The following is a 23,061-nucleotide window of genomic DNA, read 5'->3' as shown; positions in this document are numbered from 1 at the left end:
CGACAGCACGAACGTTACGGAGAACCCCAGCGATCAACTGTGGAGGAATCCACACACAGCATGTGATCGGCACCACACCCAGCTAGCCCAGAACCCTTGCCAAACCGAACCAAACTGGTCAATATCTGGTGGGAAACAGTCATATCCGGTCGGACTGGCGATCGGATGTGACCGAACATCTGAAGGTGACCATGAGAAGCAGGGCCGCAGCGCTCGCCGCCGTCGTGGTGCTGGCCATGACCCCCCTCGCCATCACGACCCCCGCCGAGGCCACCGGCGCACGGCTCCCGTATCCGGAGGTGGGCCGGGGGACCCACATCCTGGATCACGACGCCCTGCTCGCCGGCCACGCCGAGCCGGAGTGGTACAAGGCCAACATCCCCTTCCTGGAAGTCCCGGACCGGGAGATCCAGGACGTGTACTACTACCGGTGGAGCACCTACAAACGACACCTCCGCTACACCGACACCGCGACGGGCCACATCCTCACCGAGTTCCACAACGCCCCCGGCTACTCCGCCCCGCTGGGCGGCATCGTCGCCGCCGCCGGTCACCACATCTACGAGGGCCGCTGGCTGCGCGACCGCCGGCCGGTCGACGACTACCTCCGCTACTGGCTGCGCGGCCACGGCGCGGGCCCCAAGCCCAAGACGGACTTCCTCAACGAGGACACCGACGACTGGGCGCACCAGTACGGCTTCTGGGCGGCGGACGCGGCCTACCAGCGCTCCCTCGTCACGGGCGACACCGAGCTCGTCAAGAGCCTGCTCCCCGACCTGATCCGCCAGTACGACAAGTGGGGCCACCAGTACGACGAGAAGCTCGGCCTGTACTGGTCGGTGCCCGTGTGGGACGCGATGGAGTACACCGCCTCCTCCTACGAGAGCGACCCGGCCGACCCGTACCACGGCGGGCACGGATACCGGCCGACGCTGAACGCCTACCAGTACGGCGACGCCAAGGCCATCGCCGCCATCGCCCGCGCCCAGGGCGACACCGCCACCGCCCGCCGGTTCGAGCGGCGGGCCGAGGAGCTGCGCACCGCCCTGCACCGCTGGCTGTGGGACCCGGAGCGGAAGTTCTTCTACCACAAGGCCCGCGCCGATCTGGACCCGCAGCAGCGGCTGGTGTCCAGCCGCGAGCAGATCGGCTTCGTCCCCTGGATGTTCGGCATGGCCGACCCGGGGACCGAGCAGGCGTGGAGCCAGCTGCTCGACCCGCAGGGCTTCGCCGCGCCGTACGGGCCGACCACGACCGAGCGGCGCAGCCAGTGGTTCATGCACGACGCGCTGCAGGGCTGCTGCCGGTGGAACGGGCCGAGCTGGCCGTTCGCCACCTCGCAGACGCTGACCGGGATGGCCAACCTGCTCAACGACCGCGACCAGACGGTGGTGGACAACGACGACTACTACCAGGTGCTGCGCGGGTACGCGCGCAGCCAGTACAAGGACGGCCGGCCGTACGTCGCCGAGGCGCACCACCCGGACGAGCCGCGCTGGATCTACGACGGCCGGGGGCACAGTGAGCACTACAACCACTCGACCTACAACGACCTGGTGATCAGCGGCCTGATCGGCCTGCGCCCGCAGCCGGGGAACCGGCTGGTGGTGAACCCGCTGGCCCCGGCCTCCTGGGACCACTTCGCCCTGGAGAACGTCCCCTACCGGGGACACAACGTCACCGTGCTGTGGGACCGCGACGGCACCCGCTACGGGCAGGGCGCCGGCCTGCGGCTGTACGTGGACGGGCGGCGGATCGCCTCCCGGGCGACCCTCGGCGAGCTCACCGCGCCGATGCCCGCCTCCGTCCCGGGCGACGGGACGCCGGCGATGGTGAACGACGCGGCCAACCCGCACGGGAGCGGCTACCCCCGGCCGTTCGCGTCGTACACCAACGGCATCGACAGCGTGTGGGACACCGTGGACGGCCGGATCTACTACGACGACGTCCCGCACAGCCGGTGGACCAACTACCGCTCCCCGAACGCCCAGGACCACCTCGGCCTGGACTTCGGCGTGCCCACCGAGGTCAGCGACGTGCGCTTCCACCCCTACGACGACGGCGGAGGCGTACGGGCGCCGGCCGGATACCGGCTGGAACACTGGGACGGCGCGGCCTGGCAGGAGGTGCCCGGCCAGCTCCGCACCCCTCAGCGGCCGGCCGGCAACGCGCTGAACCGGATCACCTTCCCCGCGCTGACGACCACCAGGCTCCGGCTGGTGTTCGACAACCCGCAGGACGCCTACGTCGGGGTCGTCGAACTGCAGGCCTGGTCGCCCTCCACCGACGACGCCCGGCTGACCGTGACCCTTGGCGAACAGGTGACCACCGTCTTCACCAACACCGCGGCGACCCCGGCCACGAACGTGCGGGTGAGCCTCGCGGTGCCGCCCGGCTGGGCGGCCCGGCCGCACGGACCGGCGGGCGCGGCCCGGGTGCGGCTCGGGGACGAGCTGACCGTGCGCTGGACGGTACGGCCTCCGGCGGGCGTACGACCGGGCGGATACCCGGTGCGGGCCTTCGCCCGGTACGGGTCGCCCGGCCGTCCGAAGCGGGTGTCCAGCACCTACGAGCAGTTCGCCGTACCCCTCGATCTGGCCGCCTTCCCGCAGGTGGACGTCGCCGACGCGTTCGGCGCCGACACCTCCGCGAGCTACACCGCCTACCAGCCGTCCGGCGGGGAGGCGAAGCCGGACATCGCCGTCGGCGACGGACGGTTCGCCGCGACCGGCCCCGGACCGTACTTCGCCCTGGTGGCCGGACCGGGACCGCTACCGGACGGGGACGCCGTCAGCGTGCTGACCGCCGGCTCGTTCGCGGGCCACGGCCGGCCGGAGGACAGCGTGTTCGTGGGCTGGGTGAAGGACACGTCCACTTACGTGACCGCCTGGTACAACCACACCCGCCAGGTGTCCGGCCTCAACGTCAGCGTGAACGGCGACCTCCTGCCCCTGGCGGGCGACGCACCGCTGACCCTGAAGCCCGGCGACCGCTTCGCGCTGGTCCTGACGGGTACCGCCATCACCTCCTACGCCGAGACCGGAGGCGGGTGGCGGGAGCTGCGTACCGCCGACCTCGGCGACACCCTCGCGACCGCCCAGGCCAGGCAGGGCTACCGGTACGGCTTCGGGCTGCGCGGCTCCAGCGGCACGATCGGCATCGACGCGGTGGAGGGCAGGAGGCGCTGACGATCAGTCCAGGTGGGTGGCGATCTCGGCGATCTGCTGGCGCTGGCCGGTGAGGAGCTTGCCCGCGAGGTCGAGGGTGGGCTGATGCTCACCCTTGGCCTGGACGTTCTCCACCATGACGATGCCGTGGCCGAGGTGCGTGGAGAGCAGGGTCAGCCAGGTGCGGTCGAATTCGGCCCCGGACTGCCGCGCCATCGTGGCCATCTGCTGCTGGGACAGCATGCCGGGCATGCTGTGGGTGCTCTTCGCGTTCTCCTGCGGCACCTGCGCCTTCCAGGACTGCAGCCACTTCGTCATCTGCCTGATCTCGGTCCGCTCGTCGTCGATCAGGTGCTCGCTGACGGCCAGTACGTACTCGTTGCTGGTCCGCGTGGCCACCAGTTCGGCCATCTGGATGGTCTGCTGGTGGTGGGGGATCATCTCCTGGGAGAAGCGGACGTCGGCGTCGTTGTGGGACGTCGAGGTGTTCACCGCGGCGGCAGCAGCCGGGATGGGGTCTCCACTGGCGGGCGCGCAGGCGGCGAACAGCGGGACGGACAGCACCACGGCCACCGCCGCGAGCCTCGTACGTGGCGGACACCAGGCGCTCAGTGGCATGGATCGCCCCTCTCTGCTGGACGGCTACTGGGAGATACGCCGTCCGACAAGAGAAGGTTCAGGTGGTTGTGTCGGCGATGAGAGGTTCGAGCACCAGGCCGGGGTGGTCGGACTTGATGGAGCCCATCCGCCAGCGGTCGGTGAAGACCGCCAGCAGCGTCTGGTCGCTGCCGCGCATGAGGACCTCGGCGCCGCGCTGGCCGGCCATGAGCTCGGCCGAGGCGCTGTCGGTGCGCCGGGCGAGGGTGTAGTCGAGGTGGTCCAGGCTGATCTCGGCGCCGAACTCGGCGGCCAGCCGATGCTGGACGACCTCGAACTGCATGGGCCCGACCGCGGCCAGCACCGGGGCCTGGTCGCCGCGCAGGTCGGAGCGCAGCACCTGGATGACGCCCTCGGCGTCGAGCTGGTCGATGCCGCGGCGGAACTGCTTGGACTTGCCGCTGTTGCGGGCGCGGGCGACGGCGAAGTGCTCGGGCGCGAAGCTCGGGATCGGCGGGTACGTCACCGCCACACCGTCGTACAGGGTGTCGCCGGGGCGCAGCGCGGTGGCGTTGACCAGGCCGACGACGTCGCCGGGGAAGGCCTCGTCCACGGTGGCGCGCTCCTGGCCGAACATCGCCTGGGCGTACTTGGTGGCGAAGGGGCGGCCGGTGGCCGCGTGGGTGAGCACCATGCCGCGCTGGAAGCGGCCGGAGCAGACGCGGACGAACGCGATCCTGTCGCGGTGCGCCGGGTCCATGTTGGCCTGGACCTTGAACACCAGCCCGGAGAAGGGCGCCTCCACCGCGCGCGGGCGATCGTCGATGTCGGCGCGGGGGCCGGGGGCGGGGGCGAGGTCGGCCAGGGCGTCGAGCAGCCGGCCGACGCCGAAGTTGGTCAGCGCGGCGCCGAACAGCACGGGGGTCGACTCGTGGGACTCGAAGGCCTTCTGGTCGTGGTCGGCGCCGATCTCGTCGAGCAGCGCCACCTCCTCGCCGGCCCGCAGCCAGTCGCCGCCCCACTCGGCCTCCGCCTGCTCGGCGGTGAGATCGGCCTCCTGCGCCTTGGTCGCACCGCCCGGGGTGCGCAGGTAGCGGATGAGGCGCTGCTCGGCCCGGTCGACCACGCCGTGGAAGTCGCCGGAGATGCCGATCGGCCAGGTGATCGGGGTCGGCCGCAGGCCGGTGCGCTCCTCGATCTCGTCGAGCAGCTGCAGGGCCTCGCGGCCGGGCCGGTCCCACTTGTTGACGAAGGTGATGACCGGGATGCGGCGGTGGCGGCAGACCTCGAACAGCTTCATGGTCTGGGGCTCCATGCCCTTGGCCGCGTCGATCAGCATCACCGCGCAGTCGACCGCGGCCAGCACCCGGTAGGTGTCCTCGGAGAAGTCGGCGTGGCCGGGCGTGTCGACCAGGTTGAAGACGTGGCCGCGGTGCTCGAAGCGCAGGGCCGCCGAGGTGATGGAGATCCCTCGGGTGCGCTCCAGCTCCATCCAGTCGGAGGTGACGCCACGCCGCCCCGCCTTGCCGTGCACCGCGCCCGCCTGGGTGATCGCGGAAGCGTGCAGCGCCAGGGCCTCGGTCATGGTCGACTTGCCCGCGTCCGGGTGACTGATCACAGCGAACGTCCTGCGCCGTTTCGCCTCCCCGGCAACGTCCGTCATCGTGTCACTCCGTCGCTGTAGGTCTGCGCACGCCACTGTACCCAACGTTGAGGTACGCACGATTCGGCGCGCTAACCTGACCGCTGGGCCGACACTGCGCGGCGTCGGCGCGACGGCACGGGGGAGAACGCGATGAGTGTCAGATTCGAGGAGCTCGACTGGCGGCCCACCCCGCTCGGTGACCTGAGCCTGCGGCGGCGGCGCGAGCCGACCCTCGGCACGGACGTCCACGAGATCAAGCTGGGCGACGACTTCCTGATGTCCAGCCTGTTCACCGAGGCGGAGATCCAGCTCGCCCGGCTCGGCCTGGCCGCCCTGGACCAGGACGCGCTCGATGTCGCCGTGGGCGGGCTCGGCCTGGGCTACACCGCGCGCTCGGTGCTGGAGGACGCCCGGGTGCGCTCCCTGGTGGTGATCGACGCGCTGCCGGAGGTCATCGAGTGGCACGAGCGCGGACTGCTGCCGCTCGGCCCCGGCCTGACGGGCGACGCCCGCTGCCGGTTCGTGCACGGTGACTTCTTCGCCATGGCCGCCACCCCCGCCGGGCTCGACCCCGAGAGCCCGCAGCGGCGCTTCCACGCCATCCTGGTCGACATCGACCACGCCCCCGACCACGTCCTGCACCCCGGCCACGCCGCCTTCTACCGGCCCGACGGGCTGCGCGGGTTGGCCCGCCACCTGCACCCGGGCGGCGTCTTCGCGCTCTGGTCGAACGACCCGCCGAGCGAGGAGTTCAACGCCTGCCTGAGGCAGGTCTTCAGCACGGGGGAGGCGCACGTCGTCACCTTCCCGAACCACCTGCAGGGACGCCCGGCGACCAACACCGTGTACGTCGCCACGCTGGCATGAGAACCGTCTCATCTTCGCCTCACCGGCCCCTCACCGCCGATGGACATCCTTCTGGTCACACCCCGACGGAAGGCATGACATGAACAAGATCAAGCTGGCTCTCACCGGCACCGTCCTCGGCAGCGTGCTCGGCGGGCTCGGCGGGCTCGTGGTGGCGACGCCGGCCCTCGCGGACGAGCGGGCCTGCCGGGGGACCATGGGCGCGGTGTCCGTCGACGGCCTGCGGGTGCCGCAGGGGGCGACCTGCATCCTCGTCGGCACCCGGGTGAAGAGCGACATCAAGGTGGAGCGCAACGCGACCCTGGTGGCCCGCAAGGTGAAGGTCGGCGGCAACGTGCAGGCCGAGGGCGCGCGCGCCGTGTCGCTGACCGCCAAGTCGTACGTGCGCGGCAACGTGCAGGTGAAGCAGGGCGGCGCCGCCACGGTGACCTCGTCCCGGGTCGGCGAGGACGTCCAGCTCGACGACAACCGCCGCTACCAGCGGGTCAGCGGCAACCGGATCGGCGGCAACGTCCAGGTGATGGCCAACCGCGCCGGCGTGCGGATCTACCGCAACTCGATCAAGGGCGACCTGCAGTGCAAGGAGAACAGCCCGCGGCCGACCGGGAGCCGCAACGCCGTCGGCGGCAACAAGGAAGACCAGTGCCGCCGCTTCTGATTAAGCCGCTTCTGATTAAGACGCACGGCAAGGGGAAGGCTGACTCTGGGTTACCAGCATTTTCAGGAGCCCAGAATGTCCCGGATCACGCTGACGACCGCCGCATGTGAGGCGCTCCGCGCCGACGAAGTGATCTTTTTCGACTGGCATGTCACCGGACTCTGCTGCGCGGACTCCGGGGAGTTCTCAGTCCGGTCACTGCGACGGTCCCAGCTGCCCCGGCGGGCCCGCCGGCTGGGGACGGATCTGGTGTACGCCCACCCCACTGCCTGGACGCATCTGGTCGAGTTGCCAGTGACGATCGACTGTCGCCCGCTCTGGCGCTGGCGGCGCTTCACGACCGATCTGCCACCGGACGCGGGACTGCGCTGCTGCCTGGGCCGTCCCGTGTTCGGGAGGTAATCAGTGAACGTGCGTTCCGTCATCGTGTGGACGTTGGTCGCGGTCGTCGGCGCCACCGGGTGGGGGGTGCTCGCCCTGTCGAGGGGCGAGAACGTCAACGCCGTCTGGCTGCTCGCCGCCGCCCTCGGCTCCTACGCCATCGCCTACCGGTTCTACGCCCGGTTCATCCTGCGCAGGGTGCTGGGGGCCGACGACCGCAGGGCCACCCCGGCCGAACGGCTCAACAACGGCATCGACTATCACCCGACCGACCGGCGGATCCTGTTCGGTCACCACTTCGCGGCCATCGCGGGAGCCGGGCCGCTGGTGGGGCCGGTGCTGGCCGCCCAGATGGGCTACCTTCCCGGCACCATCTGGATCGTCGCCGGAGTGATCTTCGCGGGGGCGGTGCAGGACATGGTGGTCCTGTTCTTCTCCATGCGGCGCAACGGCAAGAGCCTGGGGCAGATGGCGCGTGACGAGATCGGCCCGGTGGGCGGGGCCGCGGCGCTGATCGCCGTCTTCGCCATCATGATCATCCTGCTCGCGGTGCTGGCCCTGGTCGTGGTGAACGCCCTGGCCGAATCCCCGTGGGGCGTCTTCTCGATCGCGATGACCATTCCGATCGCCCTGTTCATGGGCTTCTACCTGCGGGTGCTGCGGCCGGGCCGGGTCGTCGAGACCACCGCGATCGGGGTGGCGCTGCTGCTGCTGGCCATCGCGGCCGGCGGCTGGGTGCAGGAGTCGAGCTGGGCGTCGGTCTTCACGCTCAGCCCGTCGGCCCTCGCGCTCTGGCTCATCGGGTACGGCTTCGTCGCCGCCGTGCTGCCCGTGTGGATGCTGCTCGCGCCGCGCGACTATCTGTCGACCTTCATGAAGATCGGCACGATCGTACTGATCGCCATCGGGATCGCCATCACGCTGCCCCCGCTGCGCAACACCGCCTTCACCGAGTTCGCCTTCACCGGCGACGGGCCGGTCTTCGCCGGGTCGCTGTTCCCGTTCGTGTTCATCATCATCGCCTGCGGGGCGCTGTCCGGCTTCCACGCGCTCATCTCGTCCGGCACCACGCCCAAGATGATCCAGAAGGAGTCGCAGGTCCGGATGATCGGCTACGGCTCCATGTTGATGGAGTCGTTCGTCGCCGTCATGGCCATCACCGCGGCCTCGGTGCTCAGCCCCGGCCTGTACTTCGCGATGAACTCCCCGGCGGGCGTCGTCGGCGCCACCGTCGAGTCCGCCTCCCAGGCGGTCACCAACCTGGGCTTCGTCATCACGCCCGAACAACTGCAGTCCGCCGCGGACGCCGTACAGGAAGAGACCCTGATCGCGCGGACCGGAGGCGCGCCCACGCTGGCCGTCGGCATCTCGCAGATCTTCTCCGGCTTCCTCGGCGGCGCGGCGCTGCAGGCCTTCTGGTACCACTTCGCGATCATGTTCGAGGCGCTGTTCATCCTCACCACGGTCGACGCCGGGACCCGGGTCGGCCGGTTCATGCTGCAGGACACGCTGGGCAACCTGTGGAAGCCGATCGCGCGGGTGAGCTGGTGGCCCGGCCTGGTGGCATCCAGCGCCGTCGTCGTGGCGGCCTGGGGATACTTCCTCTACCAGGGGGTCAACGATCCGCTCGGCGGCATCAACCAGCTCTTCCCGCTGTTCGGCATCGCCAACCAGCTGCTCGCCGCGGTGGCGCTCACCGTGGCCACCACGCTGCTGATCAAGAGCGGGCGGCTGAAGTGGGCCTGGGTGACGGCGCTGCCGCTGGCCTGGGACGTCGCCGTCACGCTGGTCGCGAGCTGGCAGAAAATCTTCTCCAGCGATCCCACCCTGGGCTTCTTCGCCCAGCGGGACCGCTACCAGAGCGCCCTGGACCGGGGGGAGCTGCTCGCCCCGGCCAAGTCGTTCGACGCGATGCGCCAGATCGTGGTCAACTCCACCATCGACGGGATCCTCGCCGCGCTGTTCGCGATCCTGATCATCGTGGTGCTGGTGGACGCCGCGCGCATCTGGGTGAGGGTGATCAGGACACGGGAGCCGATGCCGAGCACGGAGGAGCCGTTCCACGAGTCCAAGATCCACGCGCCGGCCGGGCTCATCGCCACCCGTGAGGAGCGTGAGCTGATGGCCAGGGCCTCGTCGGACACCGGCTGAGCTCAGGCGGCCGGGGCCGGCTCGGGCACGCGCGACCGCCAGAGGCCGTACGCCGCCACACCGGCCGCCAGCGCCATGATCCAGTGGCTCGCGATCTCGGTGAGCCCGTCATCGAGGAAAGTTCATGCTCGCGGTGGAGGCCACCGGCTGGCAGGTCCTGGGCGAGTTGCGCCGTACGGTCAACCTGCTGCGGGCCGGCGACGATCACGCGCCGCCCGGGAACCCCTCGCCGAGGCTGGCGGACCTGCCCGCACTCGTCACCTCCATGCGCTCGGCCGGACTGACGGTCGATCTGCGGCTGCCCGAGCACGCCGAGGCCGACCCCGGCCGGGAACTGGCGGTCTACCGGGTCGTGCAGGAGGCGCTGACCAACTCCCTGCGGCACGCCGGCGAGACCCACGTGACCGTGCGCGTCAGCACCGAGCCGCACCTGGAGGTCGCGGTGACGGACTCGGGCCCGCGCCACGGCGATGTCCGGGAGCCCGCACCCCGAGGTGGCCACGGGCTGATCGGCATGCACGAGCGGGTGGCCATGTGCGGCGGCCGGCTACGGGCCGGACCGCACGGGCCCGGCTTCGCGGTGCACGCCGCCTTCCCCGCCGAGGGGCCGCGTTGATCCGGGTGCTGCTGGCCGACGATCAGGCGCTGGTGCGTGCCGGGTTCCGCGCCATCCTGGACAGGCAGCCGGACGTGGAGGTGGTGGGCGTGGCGGCGGACGGGACGGAAGCGGTGCGCCTGGCCCTCGACCTGCGGCCGGACCTGGTGCTGATGGACATCCGGATGCCCCGGCAGGACGGGCTGACGGCGACCGAGGAGCTGATGGCCACTGAGGAGCCGCCACGGGTCATCGTGCTCACCACGTTCGACGCGGACGAGTACGTGTACGCCGCACTCCGTGCCGGGGCCACCGGGTTCCTGCTGAAGGACATCTCCCCGGAGGAGCTGGTCGTCGCCGTCCGCAGCGCGCTGTCCGGAGACGCGATGCTCTCCCCGCGCGTCACCCGCAGCCTGATCGAGTCGTTCGTACGGAGCCCGCCTCCGGTCGCCGGGGTGCCGGAGCCGCTGCGTGAGCTCACCAAGCGTGAGCTCGACGTGCTCCGCGAGCTGGCCACGGGAGCGACCAACGCCGAGATCGGCGTCCGGTTGTTCCTGGCCGAGACCACGGTCAAGACCCACCTGGCGCACGTGTTCGCCAAGCTGGGGATGCGGGATCGGGTGCAGGCGGTCGTGCTGGCGTACGAGTGCGGGCTGGTCCGCCCGTCGGGCTGGTGAGGCCGGAGGGGGAGCCGCCTGCGCCTGTCCGGCGCCGACGTTCGCGTAGCCGGGCGGCCGTCGCCGATTTATCATCGGCTCTGTAGAGCTTTCGCAGGACTTGCCTGTCATGCCCGCTGGTGCACACCGTGGGGGGCATGCCGCCGCGTTCAACGGAGCAAGACGTGATCCGGATCGCCGTGATCGACGATCATGAGCTGATCCGGCATGGGCTGGAGTTCCTGCTCCACCGGTTCGAGGATCTCCAGGTGGTCCTGCGCGGCGCGAGCGTCGGCGACCTGCGCGGCCCCGACGCCGACTACGACGTGCTGATCCTCGATCTCTACCTCGCCACCGACGAGCCCTGCGTCGAGGCGGTCAGGGAGCTGTCGGCCGTCACCCGCGTCCTGGTCGTCTCCGCCTCCGGGCGGCCCGCCGACGTGCTCGCCGCCGTCCGTTCCGGCGCCAACGGCTACGTCACCAAGGACGCTCCGGCCGAGCTCATCGTCGCGGCCGTCCGTACCGTGGCGTCCGGCGGCTTCTACCTGTCGGCCGGGCTGGCCGACATCGTGCAGAGCGAACTCGACGCCGCCGCGCCGCCCGCCGCGCAACCCGGTGCCGGGCACCCCCAGCTGTCGGCCAGGGAGGAGGAGACGCTCTCCTACATCGCCCAGGGCTTCACCCACGCCCAGGTGGCCCGCAGGATGGGAGTGAGCAAGGCCACCGTCGACACCTACGTCGAGCGGATCAGGGCCAAACTCCAGGTCGGCAACAAGGCCCAGCTCACCCGCGCCGCGCTGAACCGCCTCGAACGCCGGGACGGGCGATGACCGGGGCGGGTGTCCGCCCGCCGCCGTCCGCCGTCGCCGGGATCGAGCGGACCCGCGCCGTCAGCATGATCGTCGTCCAGGTGGGCGCGCTGGTCCTGTGCGGATCCATCGAGCTGCTCGGCGACTGGCGCTGGATGACGATCGGGCCGCTGCCGTACCTGCTGGGCGCGATGCTGCTGAGCGGCCTGGGCGTCTGCGCGCTGATCCTGGCCACGGGCGCGTTCCCGCCGCGCGGCCTGGTCGCCGTGGACCTGGCGATCGTGACCGCGGCCGTCCCGGCGATCGCGTGGTGGGCGGGCGACGAGATGACCAACGGCTGGCCGGGCACCGCCCTGCCGTACGCCCTCCTGACGGCCATCCTCATCGGCATCACCTTCCGCACGCCGGCCGCGATCGTGGCCTGGACCGCCGCGCTGGGCGGCTCGCTGCTGCTCGGCTTCGTGCTCGCGGAGCCGGCCTGGTGGCAGGCGCTGCCGCACGTCGCGGGCCTGGCCACCAACGCGTTCATGGTCGGGTACGTCACCAGGCTGCTCACCCGCAGCGCCCGTGACCTGGACCTGGCGCGGGCCGAGGAGCTTCAGCGCTCGGCGCAGCTGTCCCGCGAACGCGAACGCGGCCGGACCGCGCGCAACCTGCACGACCGCATCCTGCAGACGATGGAGGCGCTGGCCCGCGACGGCTGGATCGCCGACGAGGGCGTCCGGGCGCGGGTCGCCGAGGAGTCCCGGTGGCTGCGCGCCTACCTGCGCGGCGACGACCGCGACCCGGCCACCGACGTGCTCGCCGCCCTGGAGGAGACCGTACGGCAGGCCGTCGGCGGCGGGCTGCGGGTGGAGTTCAACGCGGGCCGGTTGCGCGCGGCGCCGGAGCGGGAGCGGATGCCGGCCGAGATCGTGGAGGCGCTGACCGGAGTGCTGCGCGAGGCGCTGACCAACGTCAGCAAGCACGCGGGCGTCGACCACGCCGTCGTCCGGGCCGAGTGCCGCGCGGGCGCGGTGACCCTCAGCGTGCTGGACCAGGGCCGGGGCTTCGACGCGACGGCGCCCACCACCGGCCTCGGCATCGCCCGCTCCATCGTCGAACGGGTCCGCGCGACCGGCGGCGACGCCCGGATCGAGGCCGAACCCGGCGAGGGTACGCACGTCTCGGTACGGATCCCGCTCCCGCAGGACGGATGACCGTCTCCCAATTGCCGACAGGCCGCATGACAGATCCGGACGGGGACCTCTGTCCACAATCAACGGGAATCAGCCGACCCCCTTGGAGGCATCGATGCGACCCCACCGGCTGCCGACCGTACTGATGGGACTGACCCTGTCCCTGGCCCTGTTCCCTGTCACGGGGGCGAGCGGGGCCACCTCGCCGCCACCCGGGAGGGTGGCGGGCGGCGACTGCCACGGCGAGCGCTGCGACGGGAGGGACCCGATCGCCACCCGCTGCACCTACGGCGCGTACATCCCGTGGATCGCGAACGCCACCGTGCCCGCGTACGGCGGCACGATCGAGCTGCACTACGGTCCCGGCCGGTTGGTGAACGGCAAGCGGACCTGCGAGGTTAACTGGGCGCGGTTCGTCAAGCGCGGCCAGGGCGACTCCTACCGGGTGTGGGTCGAGCGCGACCCGGCGTTCACCGGCAAGGCCGGTCAGGACAAGACACGCACCCGCTACTCCGGCGGCGACGAGGGCACCGGGATCATCTACTCCGATCAGGTCTATGTCGGCACCGCCGTCCCGGCGAGAGCGTGCGTGGAACGGGCCCTCCCGGTCCGCCCGCTGGGCGGCGCGAGCGTGGGCAGGTCCGCCGTCTGCACGGCGTTCATCTGACTCAGGCGCGGGTGGCGACGGTGATCAGGTAGTCCCAGTCGTGCACCAGGGTCCCGTCGGTGGCGCGGTTCGACTGCTCGGCGAGGATGATCAGGTCGCGGTGGAAGGCCCGCCGCTCCTCCTCGCCGAGCCGTTCGGCGGCCTTGACCGTCGGGCCGTAGTGCTCCAGGAAGAAGTCGGCGTAGTGCTCCGGCGAGAGGAACCGCTGGGTCACCGTGGCGTTCGTGAACGTCACTTCCTGGCACCCCTCGTCGAGCAGGTCGAGCATCGTCTCCTCGGTGCCCCAGCGCGTCGGCGGCAGGGCGCCGGGAGGCGGGGGCGCGTAGCGGCCGACGACCTTGAGCATCCCGCCGACGAACCCGGTAGGCGTCCAACTGGCCGTGGCCACCCGGCCCCCACGCCTGCACACCCGCAGCAACTCGTCCGCCGCCCGCTGGTGGTCGGCGGTGAACATCACCCCGATCGCCGACAGCACATAGTCGAACGACGCGTCGGGGAAGGGCAGGTTCTCCGCGTCCGCCTCGCGGAAGTCGATCTCCAGGTCCTCCGCCCCGGCCCGCCGGCGGGCGCGGTCGAGCAGGGCGGGCACGTAGTCGATGCCGGTCACGTGGCAGAACCGGCGGGCGGCGGCCAGCGCCACGTGCCCGGTCCCGGTCGCCACGTCGAGCACGGTGGAGCCCGGCCGCAGCTCCGCCGCGTCGCACAGGGCGTCGGCCAGCGGGACGGTCAGCCAGGCGATCCTGGCGTAGTCGCCGCTGGCCCACGTCTTCCGCTGCCGTTCCTTCAGGGCTTCGAGTTCGCTCATGCTCAGCGCTCCTTCCGGAACCAGGCATGCCCACCCAAGGCCCGCACATGCCCACGAACCCCGGCTATCGTGGGCCGGGTGACCAGCGATGAGACGCGGGACGGTGTGCCGCTGACCAACCTCGATCAGCCGCTCTTCGACGGCGCTGATGCCACGAAACGGGATCTGGTCGACTATCTGGACGCGGTCAGCGACCGCATCCTCCCCGTCCTGCGCGGCCGGCCGCTGTCGGTGCAGCGCGTGCGGCCCGGCCAGGCGCCGTTCATGCAGAAGAACCTGCCCAAGTACGCCCCGTCCTGGATCGGTTCGGTCAGCATCTGGGCGGAGGCGTCCCAGCGGCGGGTCACCTACGCGCTGTGCGACGACCGCCGGACGCTGCTGTGGTTCGCCAACCAGCGGGCGGTCGAGTATCACCCGGCGCTGGTGGCCGGGGACCACTTCACGCACCTGGTGCTCGACCTCGACCCGCCGGAGGGGGAGGCGTTCGAGCTGGTGGTGCGGGCCGCCGGGCTGGTGCGGCAGGCGCTGGACGACGCCGGGCTGGCGGGCGCGGTCAAGACCAGCGGGGCCAAGGGCGTGCACGTGTTCGTGCCGGTGGTGGCCGGCCTCGCGATGGACGATCTGGCGGCGGCCACCCGGGCGCTCGCCGCGCGGGCCGAGCGCGTCGATCCGGCGCTCGGCACCACCGCCTTCATCCGCGAGGACCGCCAGGGCAAGGTCTTCCTCGACTCCACGCGGGCCGGCGGGGCGACCGTGGTGGCCGCGTACAGCCCGCGCATCCGGCCCGGCACGCCGGTGTCCTTCCCCGTGTCGTGGGACGACCTCGACCGGGTGACGCCCGGCGACTTCACCCTCCGCACCGCGCCGGGGCTGCTCGGCGACGGCGACCCCTGGGCGGAGCACATGCCCGAGCCGCAGGCGCTGCCCGCCGACCTGATCGAGGAGGGCCACACCATCCCGATCGCCCGCGTCCAGGCCATGCACGAGGGCAAGCGCCGCGCCCGCGCCAAGCGCGGCGACTGATCACCCCAGCAGCCGCCCGATGTCCTCCCGGGAGGTGACGCGCACGAACCGCAGATGGGCGTTGGCCGGATCCTCCGCCGCCTGGCGGTAGCGCTCGCGGTACTTCTCGTGCTGGATCCACGCCCAGCGAAGGATCGACTCGTCCTTCTGGAAGAGGAACCGGAACCGCTCCCGGTTGCCGTTCCACAGCTCCGTCCCGGTGGCCATCCGGTGCAGCGTCCTGCGCAGCAGCCGGCGCATGATCGTGTGCCTGGGCAGGTCGATCCAGACGACGGTGTCGGCACGAGCCCAGACGATGTCGCGTACGGCTGAGTAATTGCCGTCGACCACCCAGCCGCCGGCCGCCGTGAACCGGTCCACCTCCTCGCGGAACTCCCCCACCGGGCGAGGAGTCCAGTCGCGCATGTGGAAGACGGAGTCGAGCTCCAGCCACGGCACCCCCAGCCGCCCGCTGAGCGACGCGGCCAGCGTGGACTTGCCGGAGCCGGAGTTGCCCACCACATGTACGCGTCGCATCCGACTCAATGTATGCCCAGTGCGGGGAGCTCGTCCCTGTGGAGGATCCCCTATGCCTCAGGAGGTAGTCGTCCGGCGGGTGGGCGCCTTCTAGCGTCGATCAGGTGACAGTGAAACGAGACGGCTGGAAGCCGATCCTGGCCTTGATGGTTCTTGCGCCGTTACTGGCGGAGGTCTTCAGCGGATCGATGCCGGTGACCATGTTCCTGCAGCCTGGTATGTTCCTCGCCTTCATGATCTTCGTGTACGGCCTGCCGATCCTCGTCCTGCGTGAGGTCGCGGTCCGGCGCGGCTACGGCCTGTTGGGGCTGTACGCCCTGGGCATGATCTATGGGCTGTTCAACGAAGGCCTGATCTCCGAGACGCTGTACCACCCACTCGACCCCCACGACCCGACCTACGCCGACTACGGGCTGATGGCCGGCCTGCGTATCCCGTTGATGTCCTACCTGCTGCCGTGGCACGGCCTGTTCTCCATGATCACCCCGGTCCTCGTCGTGGACCTGCTCTTCCCCAAGAAGGCCGGGCGGCCGTGGCTGCCGGCCTGGGCGTTGTGGGTCCTCGGGGTCGTCGTCGTAGGGCTGGGCCTGGCCAGGTTTCCTGCTGTGGGGGGACGACCGCGCCCAGGACGGCGGCACGTTCGTCATCCACCTCGCCGTCGTGCTCGGCGTGGCCGCGCTGGTCTGGGCGGGGGCCAGGCATCTGCCGAGAACGCCGGTTCCGGCGGCGCAGTACGGTTTCGCGTGGCGGGACGTCGCCGCCGGGACGGGGGTGTACGCCGGTGTGCTGCTCGGAGTGCAGATCCTGGCCGGGGTGGTGACGGCCCCCTGGCCGCTGACGGTGCTCTACGGCGCCCTGGCGGTGGCGACGGCCATGTGGGCGGTGGGCCGCCGCCAGGCTGTCGCCCGGTCCCGCGCCGTCGCGTTCGTGCTGGGCGCCGGGCTGGCGCAGGCGGCGGTGACCGTGCTGGTGGTCGGCGCGCTGACCGGTGACACCGTCAGAGCGGTGACGGGCGCGGTCATCACCATGGCCTACCTCGCCGCGCTCGTGGGCATCCGGGCCTCCCAGCTGCGGCTGGGGCTGCGCATGGCGCTTGACAGCCAAGCCGACTTCGACGTGGTCGGCGAGGGGGCGACGGCGCACAGGCGGTGGCGATGACCCGGGCGCTGCGGCCCGATGTCGTGCTGATGGACGTGCGCATGCCCGTCATGGACGGCGGCCTTGAGGCCACCCGTCAGATCGTCGCGGAGCTTCCGGAGGCACGGGTGCTCCTCCTGACGACCTTCAACCTTGACGAGTACGTCTTCGCCGGGCTCCGCGCCGGGGCCGGCGGGTTCTTGCTGAAGAACGTCCCGCCTGCCGACCTGTTCAGCGGCATCAGGGCCGTGGTCGACGGCGACAGCGTCATCTCCCCGGCCGTCACCCGTCGACTGCTGGAGGTCTGTGCCGCGCACCTGCCCGACCCTGCGACCGGCCGGTCCGCGGCCGGCGATCGGCTGGCCCGGCTCACCGATCGCGAACGCGACGTCCTGGGCGAGGTCGCCCGTGGCCACTCCAACGCCGAGATCGCCGCCGTGCTGGGAGTGACCCAGGGCACCGTCAAGATCCACGTCGGACGGATCCTGAACAAGCTCGGCCTTCGCGACCGCGTGCAGATCGCGATCTTCGCCTACGAGAGCGGGATCGTCCGGCCAGGGACGAATCCGCCGCTGTAGCCCGCGCGCCGCGCGTCACGTACGCGCGCCGGCGGAACGGGGTCCAGCCCCACCTGAATGCATGCCCGCAAGAGCCGACCTGCTCGGCCTCATGCCTTTCTGGAGAACGTCTGGCCGGCGACGAGGGCGCCGAGCGCGATGGTGAAACCGGCGATCTGCCAGCCGGTGAGGGTCTGCCCGAGGACGACGAGCCCGGCGATGGTGGCGACGAGCGGGTTGGTGAGGCCGAGCAGTGAGACCGAGGTGGGGGTCAGCCGGTCGATCCCGCGGAACCACAGGGCGTAGGCGAGGGCGGTGCCGAAGACGCCCAGGTAGGCGAAGCCGAGGACGTTCGTGGCGGTGAGGGAGGTGGGCACGCCTTCGGCGGCGAGGGTGATGGGGACCAGCACCAGGCCGCCGATGGTCAGCTGCCAGCCGGTCATCTTGAGCGGTGACGCGGGGCGGCCCCACTTCTTGGCCAGCACCATGGCCATGCCCATGAGCGAGGTGGCGGCGAGCATGGCGGCGATGCCGAGCGGGTCCAGCCGGGCCTCGGAGGTCAGGGTCAGCAGGGCGACGCCACCGGTGCCCGCCAGCGCCGCGTACAGCATGGCCCGGCCCGGCACGAGCCCCAGGATCAGCACCGACAGCAACGCCACGATCAGCGGCTGGACCGAGCCGATGGTGGCGGCGACTCCGCCCGGCAGCCGGTAGGCGGCGAAGAAGAGCAACGGGAAGAAGGCGCCGAAGTTGAGCAGGCCGAGCACCGCCGACTTCCACCACCACGATCCGGAGGGCAGGCTGCGGGTGGCCGCGAGCAGCACCAGGCCGGCGGGCAGGGCGCGCAGGGTGGCGGCGAGCAGCGGCCGGTCCGGGGGGAGCAGGGTGGTGGTGACCACGTAGGTGGTGCCCCAGCTCACCGGTGCCAGTGCCGCTAACAGGAGGTCGGTCGTCCGGGTGCGCGGGGGTGCGGCAAGGGTGGTCATGGGATGCCTTTGCATTGATAATCTTAACGTTGAGATAAGACCATGGCCAGTCTATGCGTGTCAAATATCTTAATGTTGAGATAGTCAATGCTGAGAGGACGGCCGATGAGCGATGCGGTGGACGCGCTGACCGCGCAGTGGCGGCGGGAGCGGCCCGACGTGGACGTGTGGCCGATGGAGGTCGTCGGCCGTGTCTCACGGCTGTCGCGCCTGCTGGAGCGCGGGCTCCGGGACCTGTTCGCCGAGCACGGGCTGGAGAGCTTCGAGTTCGACGTGCTGGCCACGCTCCGCCGCTCCGGCGCGCCGTACGAGCTGACGGCGGGGGCGCTGCTCAAGGCGGCCATGGTCACCTCGGGCGCGATCACCAACAGGATCGACAAGCTGGAGGCGAAGGGCCTGGTCCAGCGCGTCCGCGACAGCGGCGACCGCAGGACCGTGCGCATCCGGCTCACCGAGCGCGGCCTGGAGCTCATCGACGAGCTGCTCACGGCGCACGTGGCGAACGAGGCGCGGCTGCTGTCCGGCCTCGCCCCCGCCGACCGCGACCACCTCGTGGTGCTGCTGCGCGGCCTCCTGGAATCCCTCGGCGACACGGCGCTGGAGTGACACGGCGCTGGAGTGATCGCCTCAGTCGTCGTCCAGCCCGCGCGCGCTCAGGGCCTCACCCAGCGCGTCGGCGTGCCGTAGCGCGCTGACCACCAGCGGCACGGCGAAGGCGCGCATGCTCCACTCGACCCCACGCGCGCGCTGCGCCTCACGGACGCGTGCCGCCAGGCCCGCGATGACCGGCACGCTGCGGATGGTGAGGGAGAGCAAGAGCGACAGCCGGAACGGATCCAGCCCCACCCGGCGCAGCGGCGACAGGCCGCGCTCCAGGGCCGCCATCATCGCGGAGGTCCTGGTGGTCAGCGTGATCAGCCCGGCCAGCGCCACCGCCAGCACCACCCTGGACGTGATCAGCACCGCGCTCGGCACGTCGGCGAAGACCAGCTGCATGCCGAACAACGCCACGGCGAACCACCGGACCGGGCGGACCTGCGCCCAGGCCGCCGCGACCCCCACCCGCGCCACCGCGAACAGCAGCCCGACCACGCCCGCGGCGACCGCCATCGCCCACGGCGAGCGCAACAGGACAAGCACCGTGCAGGCCGCCGCCAGCCCCAGCAACTTGACGCCGACCGGCAGCCGGTGCAACGGCGAGTCACCCGGCACGTAGGCACCGGCGAGCCCGTTCACCCCGTTCACACCCCCTCGGGCCCGTTCACGCCGACTCACGTCCACTCACGTCATGAGCTTCCTGTAGTGGCCGATGGCCGACTCCGGCGTGCCGTCCGCCACGATCTGGCCCTCGTCCAGCACGAGCACCCGGTCGAACCCCGCCAGCAGAGGCAGGTCGTGGGTGACCACGATCACCTGCATCGGCAGGTCGCGCAGCGCCTCGGCGACCTGCCGCGAATGGCGCAGGTCAAGCAGCGTCGTGGGCTCGTCCATGACCAGGATCTCCGGCTCGAGCACCAGCACCGAGCAGAGCGCGAGCAGCTGCTTCTGACCGCCGGACAGCTGGTGGGCGGGGTGATCGGCGTGCCCCGCCAGGCCGTGGCGGGCCAGCACCTCCTCGACCCTGCCCCGCACCTCATCACCGGACAGCTTCCGGCGCCGCAGCGAGAAGGCGACGTCCTCGGCCACGGTCGGCATCACGATCTGCGCGTCCGGGTCGGTGAACAGGAACCCGACCCGCCGCCGGATCTTGGCCGCCCGCCGCCGCGTGTCCTCGCCGAACACCGTGACGCTGCCCGAGGTCGGCAGGGCCAGCCCGTTGAACAGCCGCGCCAGCGTGCTCTTGCCGGAGCCGTTGGCGCCGACCACGCCGACCCGCCGCTCGGACAGCGACGCGCTGACGCCCCGCAACACGTCCCGCTGCCCCAGCCGCACCCGTACGTCCACCAGCTCGATCACGCACGCCCCCTCGACACGTCCACCAGCCCGATCACTTAGGCCACCTCGAACAGGGCGGCGACGCCGAGGCCGCCGCCGACCGCTGCCGTCGCCAGCCCCAGCGTCCCCTTCGGCGCGCCCCCGCGCACGAGCCTGCTGAACAGCCGCGTCACCACGACCGCGCCGCTCGCCCCCCACGGATGACCGAGCGCCAGCGCCCCGCCGTCGGCGCACACCCGCGCGCCGTCCGCCTCCAGCGGGTCGAGCCCGAGCGCGTCGGTCACCGCCAGCGTCTGCGCCGCGAACGCCTCCACGATCTCCACCGCCTCGATCCGCTCCATGCTCACTCCCGTACGCTCCAGCAGGCGTCTCACGGCGGGCACCGGCCCCCAGCCGGGCAACTCCGGATCGGAGCCCACCACCGCGCCTGCCAGCAGCCGCAGCCCTGGCAGCCCGGCCCGCAGCCGCTCGGGCAGCACGGCGACCGCCGCCGCGCCGTCGCTGTTCGGGGCGGAGTTGCCCGCCGTCACCGCGCCTCCGGGCACGAACGCTCCTGGCAGCCGCGCCAGCGACGCCGGGCGCAGCGGACGCGGCCGCTGATCCCGGTCGCGGCCCGCCACCGGGACGATCTCCTCGTCGAACCGGCCCGCCTCACGGGCCGCCACCGCCTTGGCGTGGCTGGCGCACGCGTAGTCGTCCTGCCGGTCCCGCCGCACGCCGCGCGCGACGCCGAGCGCCTCGGCCGCCGCGCCCATGTCCGGGTCCGGATGTCCCGCCGGGGTGAAGGCCGCCCGCTCGTACGGCTCACCGCCCCGATACGCGCGCACCGGTGCGGTGGAGGCGCTCTCGGCCCCTCCGGCGATGACCAGATCCATCTCACCACTGCGTACGGCCTGCCCCGCGAGGAGGACGGCGGCCAGCCCGCTCCCGCACTGCCGGTCGATCGTGACCCCCGGCACGGACGAATCCAGCCCCGCCCCGAGCGCTGATACCCGCGCCAGATTCCCGCCGGGCCCCATGCAGTTACCCAGCACCACATCGTCGACGGGCAGCCCCGAGCCCGCCACATCCCGGGCGACCGCGGCGATGACAGGCGAAGCCAGCCGGTCCGCCGTCACCGACTTGAACGCATGCCCCGCCGTGCCGACCGCAGTCCGCCGAGCCGCCACGACGACAGGCATGTCGCGCGTCATGACGACCCGCCCAGGGTGGTGGTGTGGCGGGTCATGGGAGTCTGCGGAGGTTGGGGTCGTCGCCGTCGGCGAGGCGGGCGGCTACGAGATCGCGGGCGGGCTTGCCTGAGGGGGTGCGGGGGAGGGCGTTGATCGTGTACCAGCGGCGGGGGCGCTGCGCCGCGTCCAGGCCGCCGCGGGCGATCGCCTCCAGGGCCGCTCTCACGGGCGGGCCGTCGGCGGCTGCTTCCACGATCGCGGTGACGACCGCGCCCAGGTCCGGGTGCGGTGAGCCGACCACCACGATGTCGCCGACGCCCGCCACGCTCCTGAACACGGCCTCCACGTCCTCCGGCACGACGGTGGCTCCACCCGTCTGGATGGCGCCACCGCCCCGGCCACGCAGCCGCAGCACCTCACCGGGCAGGTAGGGGGCGGCCACGTCGCCGACGCTCATCCAGCCGTCGCCGTCGGCCAGCAGCGGACCCGCCGCGCCGGCCAGGTAGCCCTCGGCCAGCCAGGGGGAGCGCGCCCACACCTCGCCGAGTGGTCCGCCGGGTGGCGTTCTGACCTCGATCTCCACACCGGGGAACGGCCGCAGCCCCCGGCCGTCGGCGTCCACGGCCACGAAGGACAGCTCGGTGGCGCCGTAGTAGGACACCACGTGCACGCCCGCGGTCGCCGCGCGCTCACGCAGCCCCGGAGCCAGGGCGGCGCCGCCGATCACCGCCGTCCGCAGCGGGGCGCCGTCGGGCAGCGCCTCCAGCAGTTCGGGCAGGTGGTGCGGCACCAGGTGCACGGCGGTCGCCCGGCGCAGCAGGCCCGGCAGGGAGCCGGGGGACCAGCGGCCCGGTGCCAGGACGGTCGCGCCGACGGCCAGCGCGTGCACGGCGGCGAAACCGTACAGGGAGGAAAGCAGGGGACCGGGCACCAGCACGACGTCGCCGCCGCCGATCCCGGTGAGCTCGCTCAGCGGCGCGAAGGAGCCGGTCCACGACCCCCGGGTACGGACGACGGCGCGCGGGCGGCCGGTGCTGCCGGAGCTGAAGCACGCCCAGGCCAGATCGCCGGGCGCGGGCCGGTGCATCGGCACGTCGCGCCCTGCCGCCGCGGAAGGCAGCGCATCGACGACCAGACCGACGAGACCCCGCCCGGCGTCATCCAGCAGCGGCCTGCCCCCGAGAGCGTCGGCGGAGACCGGGGCGTGCGGCCGTGGTGTGTCCCCCAGGGCGCCGATCCGGGCCGGGGTGTGGGGCTGGGGGGTGTCGCCGAGAGGGGTGGCCAGGAGGGTCTTCAGGTGTGTGGGGTCGCAGAGGAGTGGGGTGCCGCCGAGGAGGTCGATGGCGAGGGCGGCGGTGAGCTGGCCGACCGGGTCGGTCAGGGTGATCGCCGCGAGTGCGCCGGGGCCGGGGAAGCGGGTGGCCAGGTGGGCGGCCGTGCGGTGGATCCGGCGGGCGAGTGCGGCATAGGTCAGCTCCTCCCGGGGACCGCGCACGGCGGGGCGGTCGGGGTGGGTGGCGGCGTGCCACATGACCTGCGCTGCGACTGGCATGCCCGGT

Annotated in this window: 23 protein-coding genes; 14 read left to right on the top strand and 9 right to left on the bottom strand. The window is 71.9% G+C overall.

Annotated elements, in window-relative coordinates; translation table 11 throughout:
• Positions 1-191: 191 nt before the first annotated feature.
• The gene (locus tag ACTMTF_RS37240) at positions 192-3,188 is read left to right on the top strand and encodes an MGH1-like glycoside hydrolase domain-containing protein (RefSeq protein WP_441114868.1); all 2,997 of its coding nucleotides are present in this window, start codon (positions 192-194) and stop codon (positions 3,186-3,188) included.
• Between the two features lie 3 nt (positions 3,189-3,191).
• Here ACTMTF_RS37240 and ACTMTF_RS37235 read toward each other — a convergent pair whose 3' ends face one another.
• Together ACTMTF_RS37235 and ACTMTF_RS37230 are read right to left on the bottom strand one after the other, a co-directional pair.
• A complete protein-coding gene (locus ACTMTF_RS37235; protein WP_441114867.1) occupies positions 3,192-3,785 on the bottom strand; it encodes a DUF305 domain-containing protein in 594 nt (197 codons plus the stop codon).
• Between the two features lie 58 nt (positions 3,786-3,843).
• Entirely contained in the window at positions 3,844-5,427 is a 1,584-nt protein-coding gene (locus tag ACTMTF_RS37230) for a peptide chain release factor 3 (protein WP_441114866.1), read from the bottom strand.
• 132 nt (positions 5,428-5,559) lie between these two features.
• On the opposite strand from ACTMTF_RS37230, the gene ACTMTF_RS37225 reads away from it, so the two are divergent.
• The 9 genes from ACTMTF_RS37225 (at position 5,560) to ACTMTF_RS37185 (ending at position 13,371) form a co-directional block, all read left to right on the top strand.
• Entirely contained in the window at positions 5,560-6,276 is a 717-nt protein-coding gene (locus ACTMTF_RS37225; protein ID WP_441114865.1) for a spermidine synthase, read from the top strand.
• A gap of 79 nt (positions 6,277-6,355) precedes the next feature.
• Complete coding sequence (locus tag ACTMTF_RS37220; RefSeq protein ID WP_441114864.1) at positions 6,356-6,934, top strand: hypothetical protein; 579 nt, start codon at positions 6,356-6,358, stop codon at positions 6,932-6,934.
• A 75-nt stretch (positions 6,935-7,009) separates the two neighbouring features.
• Complete coding sequence (locus ACTMTF_RS37215; RefSeq protein WP_397011041.1) at positions 7,010-7,336, top strand: hypothetical protein; 327 nt, start codon at positions 7,010-7,012, stop codon at positions 7,334-7,336.
• A gap of 3 nt (positions 7,337-7,339) precedes the next feature.
• A complete protein-coding gene (locus tag ACTMTF_RS37210; protein ID WP_441114863.1) occupies positions 7,340-9,466 on the top strand; it encodes a carbon starvation CstA family protein in 2,127 nt (708 codons plus the stop codon).
• 124 nt (positions 9,467-9,590) lie between these two features.
• Positions 9,591-10,082 carry a sensor histidine kinase gene (locus ACTMTF_RS37205; RefSeq protein ID WP_441114862.1) on the top strand — a complete coding sequence of 164 codons (492 nt, stop codon included), beginning with the start codon at positions 9,591-9,593 and terminating at the stop codon, positions 10,080-10,082.
• The gene (locus ACTMTF_RS37200) at positions 10,079-10,738 is read left to right on the top strand and encodes a response regulator (RefSeq protein WP_441114861.1); all 660 of its coding nucleotides are present in this window, start codon (positions 10,079-10,081) and stop codon (positions 10,736-10,738) included. The genes ACTMTF_RS37205 and ACTMTF_RS37200 overlap by 4 nt, the downstream gene beginning before the upstream one ends.
• A gap of 164 nt (positions 10,739-10,902) precedes the next feature.
• A complete protein-coding gene (locus ACTMTF_RS37195) occupies positions 10,903-11,547 on the top strand; it encodes a LuxR C-terminal-related transcriptional regulator (protein WP_441114860.1) in 645 nt (214 codons plus the stop codon).
• Entirely contained in the window at positions 11,544-12,725 is a 1,182-nt protein-coding gene (locus tag ACTMTF_RS37190; RefSeq protein WP_441114859.1) for a sensor histidine kinase, read from the top strand. Before ACTMTF_RS37195 ends, ACTMTF_RS37190 begins: the two co-directional genes overlap by 4 nt.
• A gap of 94 nt (positions 12,726-12,819) precedes the next feature.
• Complete coding sequence (locus tag ACTMTF_RS37185) at positions 12,820-13,371, top strand: DUF2690 domain-containing protein (protein WP_441114858.1); 552 nt, start codon at positions 12,820-12,822, stop codon at positions 13,369-13,371.
• A gap of 1 nt (position 13,372) precedes the next feature.
• Here the strand turns inward: ACTMTF_RS37185 and ACTMTF_RS37180 are convergent, their stop codons facing one another.
• Positions 13,373-14,176, bottom strand: coding sequence for a class I SAM-dependent methyltransferase (locus tag ACTMTF_RS37180; RefSeq protein ID WP_441114857.1), 804 nt, complete (start codon positions 14,174-14,176; stop codon positions 13,373-13,375).
• 78 nt (positions 14,177-14,254) lie between these two features.
• Here ACTMTF_RS37180 and ACTMTF_RS37175 point away from each other — a divergent pair, with 78 nt between their 5' ends.
• A complete protein-coding gene (locus ACTMTF_RS37175; protein WP_441114856.1) occupies positions 14,255-15,199 on the top strand; it encodes a DNA polymerase domain-containing protein in 945 nt (314 codons plus the stop codon).
• Here the strand turns inward: ACTMTF_RS37175 and ACTMTF_RS37170 are convergent, their stop codons facing one another.
• Positions 15,200-15,715: a hypothetical protein gene (locus ACTMTF_RS37170; RefSeq protein ID WP_441114855.1), complete on the bottom strand. Its 516-nt coding sequence runs from the start codon at positions 15,713-15,715 to the stop codon at positions 15,200-15,202.
• A gap of 660 nt (positions 15,716-16,375) precedes the next feature.
• Here ACTMTF_RS37170 and ACTMTF_RS37165 point away from each other — a divergent pair.
• Positions 16,376-16,873 carry a hypothetical protein gene (locus ACTMTF_RS37165; protein ID WP_441114854.1) on the top strand — a complete coding sequence of 166 codons (498 nt, stop codon included), beginning with the start codon at positions 16,376-16,378 and terminating at the stop codon, positions 16,871-16,873.
• Complete coding sequence (locus ACTMTF_RS37160; protein WP_441114853.1) at positions 16,870-17,430, top strand: LuxR C-terminal-related transcriptional regulator; 561 nt, start codon at positions 16,870-16,872, stop codon at positions 17,428-17,430. The genes ACTMTF_RS37165 and ACTMTF_RS37160 overlap by 4 nt, the downstream gene beginning before the upstream one ends.
• Before the next feature lie 89 nt (positions 17,431-17,519).
• On the opposite strand, the gene ACTMTF_RS37155 is transcribed toward ACTMTF_RS37160, so the two are convergent.
• A complete protein-coding gene (locus ACTMTF_RS37155) occupies positions 17,520-18,395 on the bottom strand; it encodes an EamA family transporter (RefSeq protein ID WP_441114852.1) in 876 nt (291 codons plus the stop codon).
• A 105-nt stretch (positions 18,396-18,500) separates the two neighbouring features.
• Between ACTMTF_RS37155 and ACTMTF_RS37150 the strand changes: the two genes are divergently transcribed.
• A complete protein-coding gene (locus tag ACTMTF_RS37150; protein WP_441114851.1) occupies positions 18,501-19,001 on the top strand; it encodes a MarR family winged helix-turn-helix transcriptional regulator in 501 nt (166 codons plus the stop codon).
• Between the two features lie 21 nt (positions 19,002-19,022).
• Here the strand turns inward: ACTMTF_RS37150 and ACTMTF_RS37145 are convergent, their stop codons facing one another.
• Genes ACTMTF_RS37145 through ACTMTF_RS37130 form a run of 4 tightly spaced genes read right to left on the bottom strand, consistent with a single transcriptional unit; the run spans position 19,023 to position 23,054 of the window.
• Positions 19,023-19,640 carry an energy-coupling factor transporter transmembrane component T family protein gene (locus ACTMTF_RS37145; protein WP_441114850.1) on the bottom strand — a complete coding sequence of 206 codons (618 nt, stop codon included), beginning with the start codon at positions 19,638-19,640 and terminating at the stop codon, positions 19,023-19,025.
• A gap of 36 nt (positions 19,641-19,676) precedes the next feature.
• Complete coding sequence (locus tag ACTMTF_RS37140) at positions 19,677-20,351, bottom strand: energy-coupling factor ABC transporter ATP-binding protein (RefSeq protein WP_441114849.1); 675 nt, start codon at positions 20,349-20,351, stop codon at positions 19,677-19,679.
• 35 nt (positions 20,352-20,386) lie between these two features.
• On the bottom strand, positions 20,387-21,511 hold the full coding sequence (locus ACTMTF_RS37135; RefSeq protein WP_441114848.1) for a thiolase family protein: 1,125 nt from the start codon (positions 21,509-21,511) through the stop codon (positions 20,387-20,389).
• 43 nt (positions 21,512-21,554) lie between these two features.
• Complete coding sequence (locus ACTMTF_RS37130; RefSeq protein WP_441114847.1) at positions 21,555-23,054, bottom strand: class I adenylate-forming enzyme family protein; 1,500 nt, start codon at positions 23,052-23,054, stop codon at positions 21,555-21,557.
• Between the last annotated feature and the right edge of the window lie 7 nt (positions 23,055-23,061).

It is taken from the genome of Nonomuraea sp. ZG12 (genome assembly GCF_052068115.1).
In the GTDB taxonomy this organism is placed as follows: Bacteria; Actinomycetota; Actinomycetes; order Streptosporangiales; family Streptosporangiaceae; genus Nonomuraea.
The sequence above is the reverse complement of the archived record's forward strand: the minus strand, read 5'-3'. Positions and strand labels throughout refer to the sequence as shown.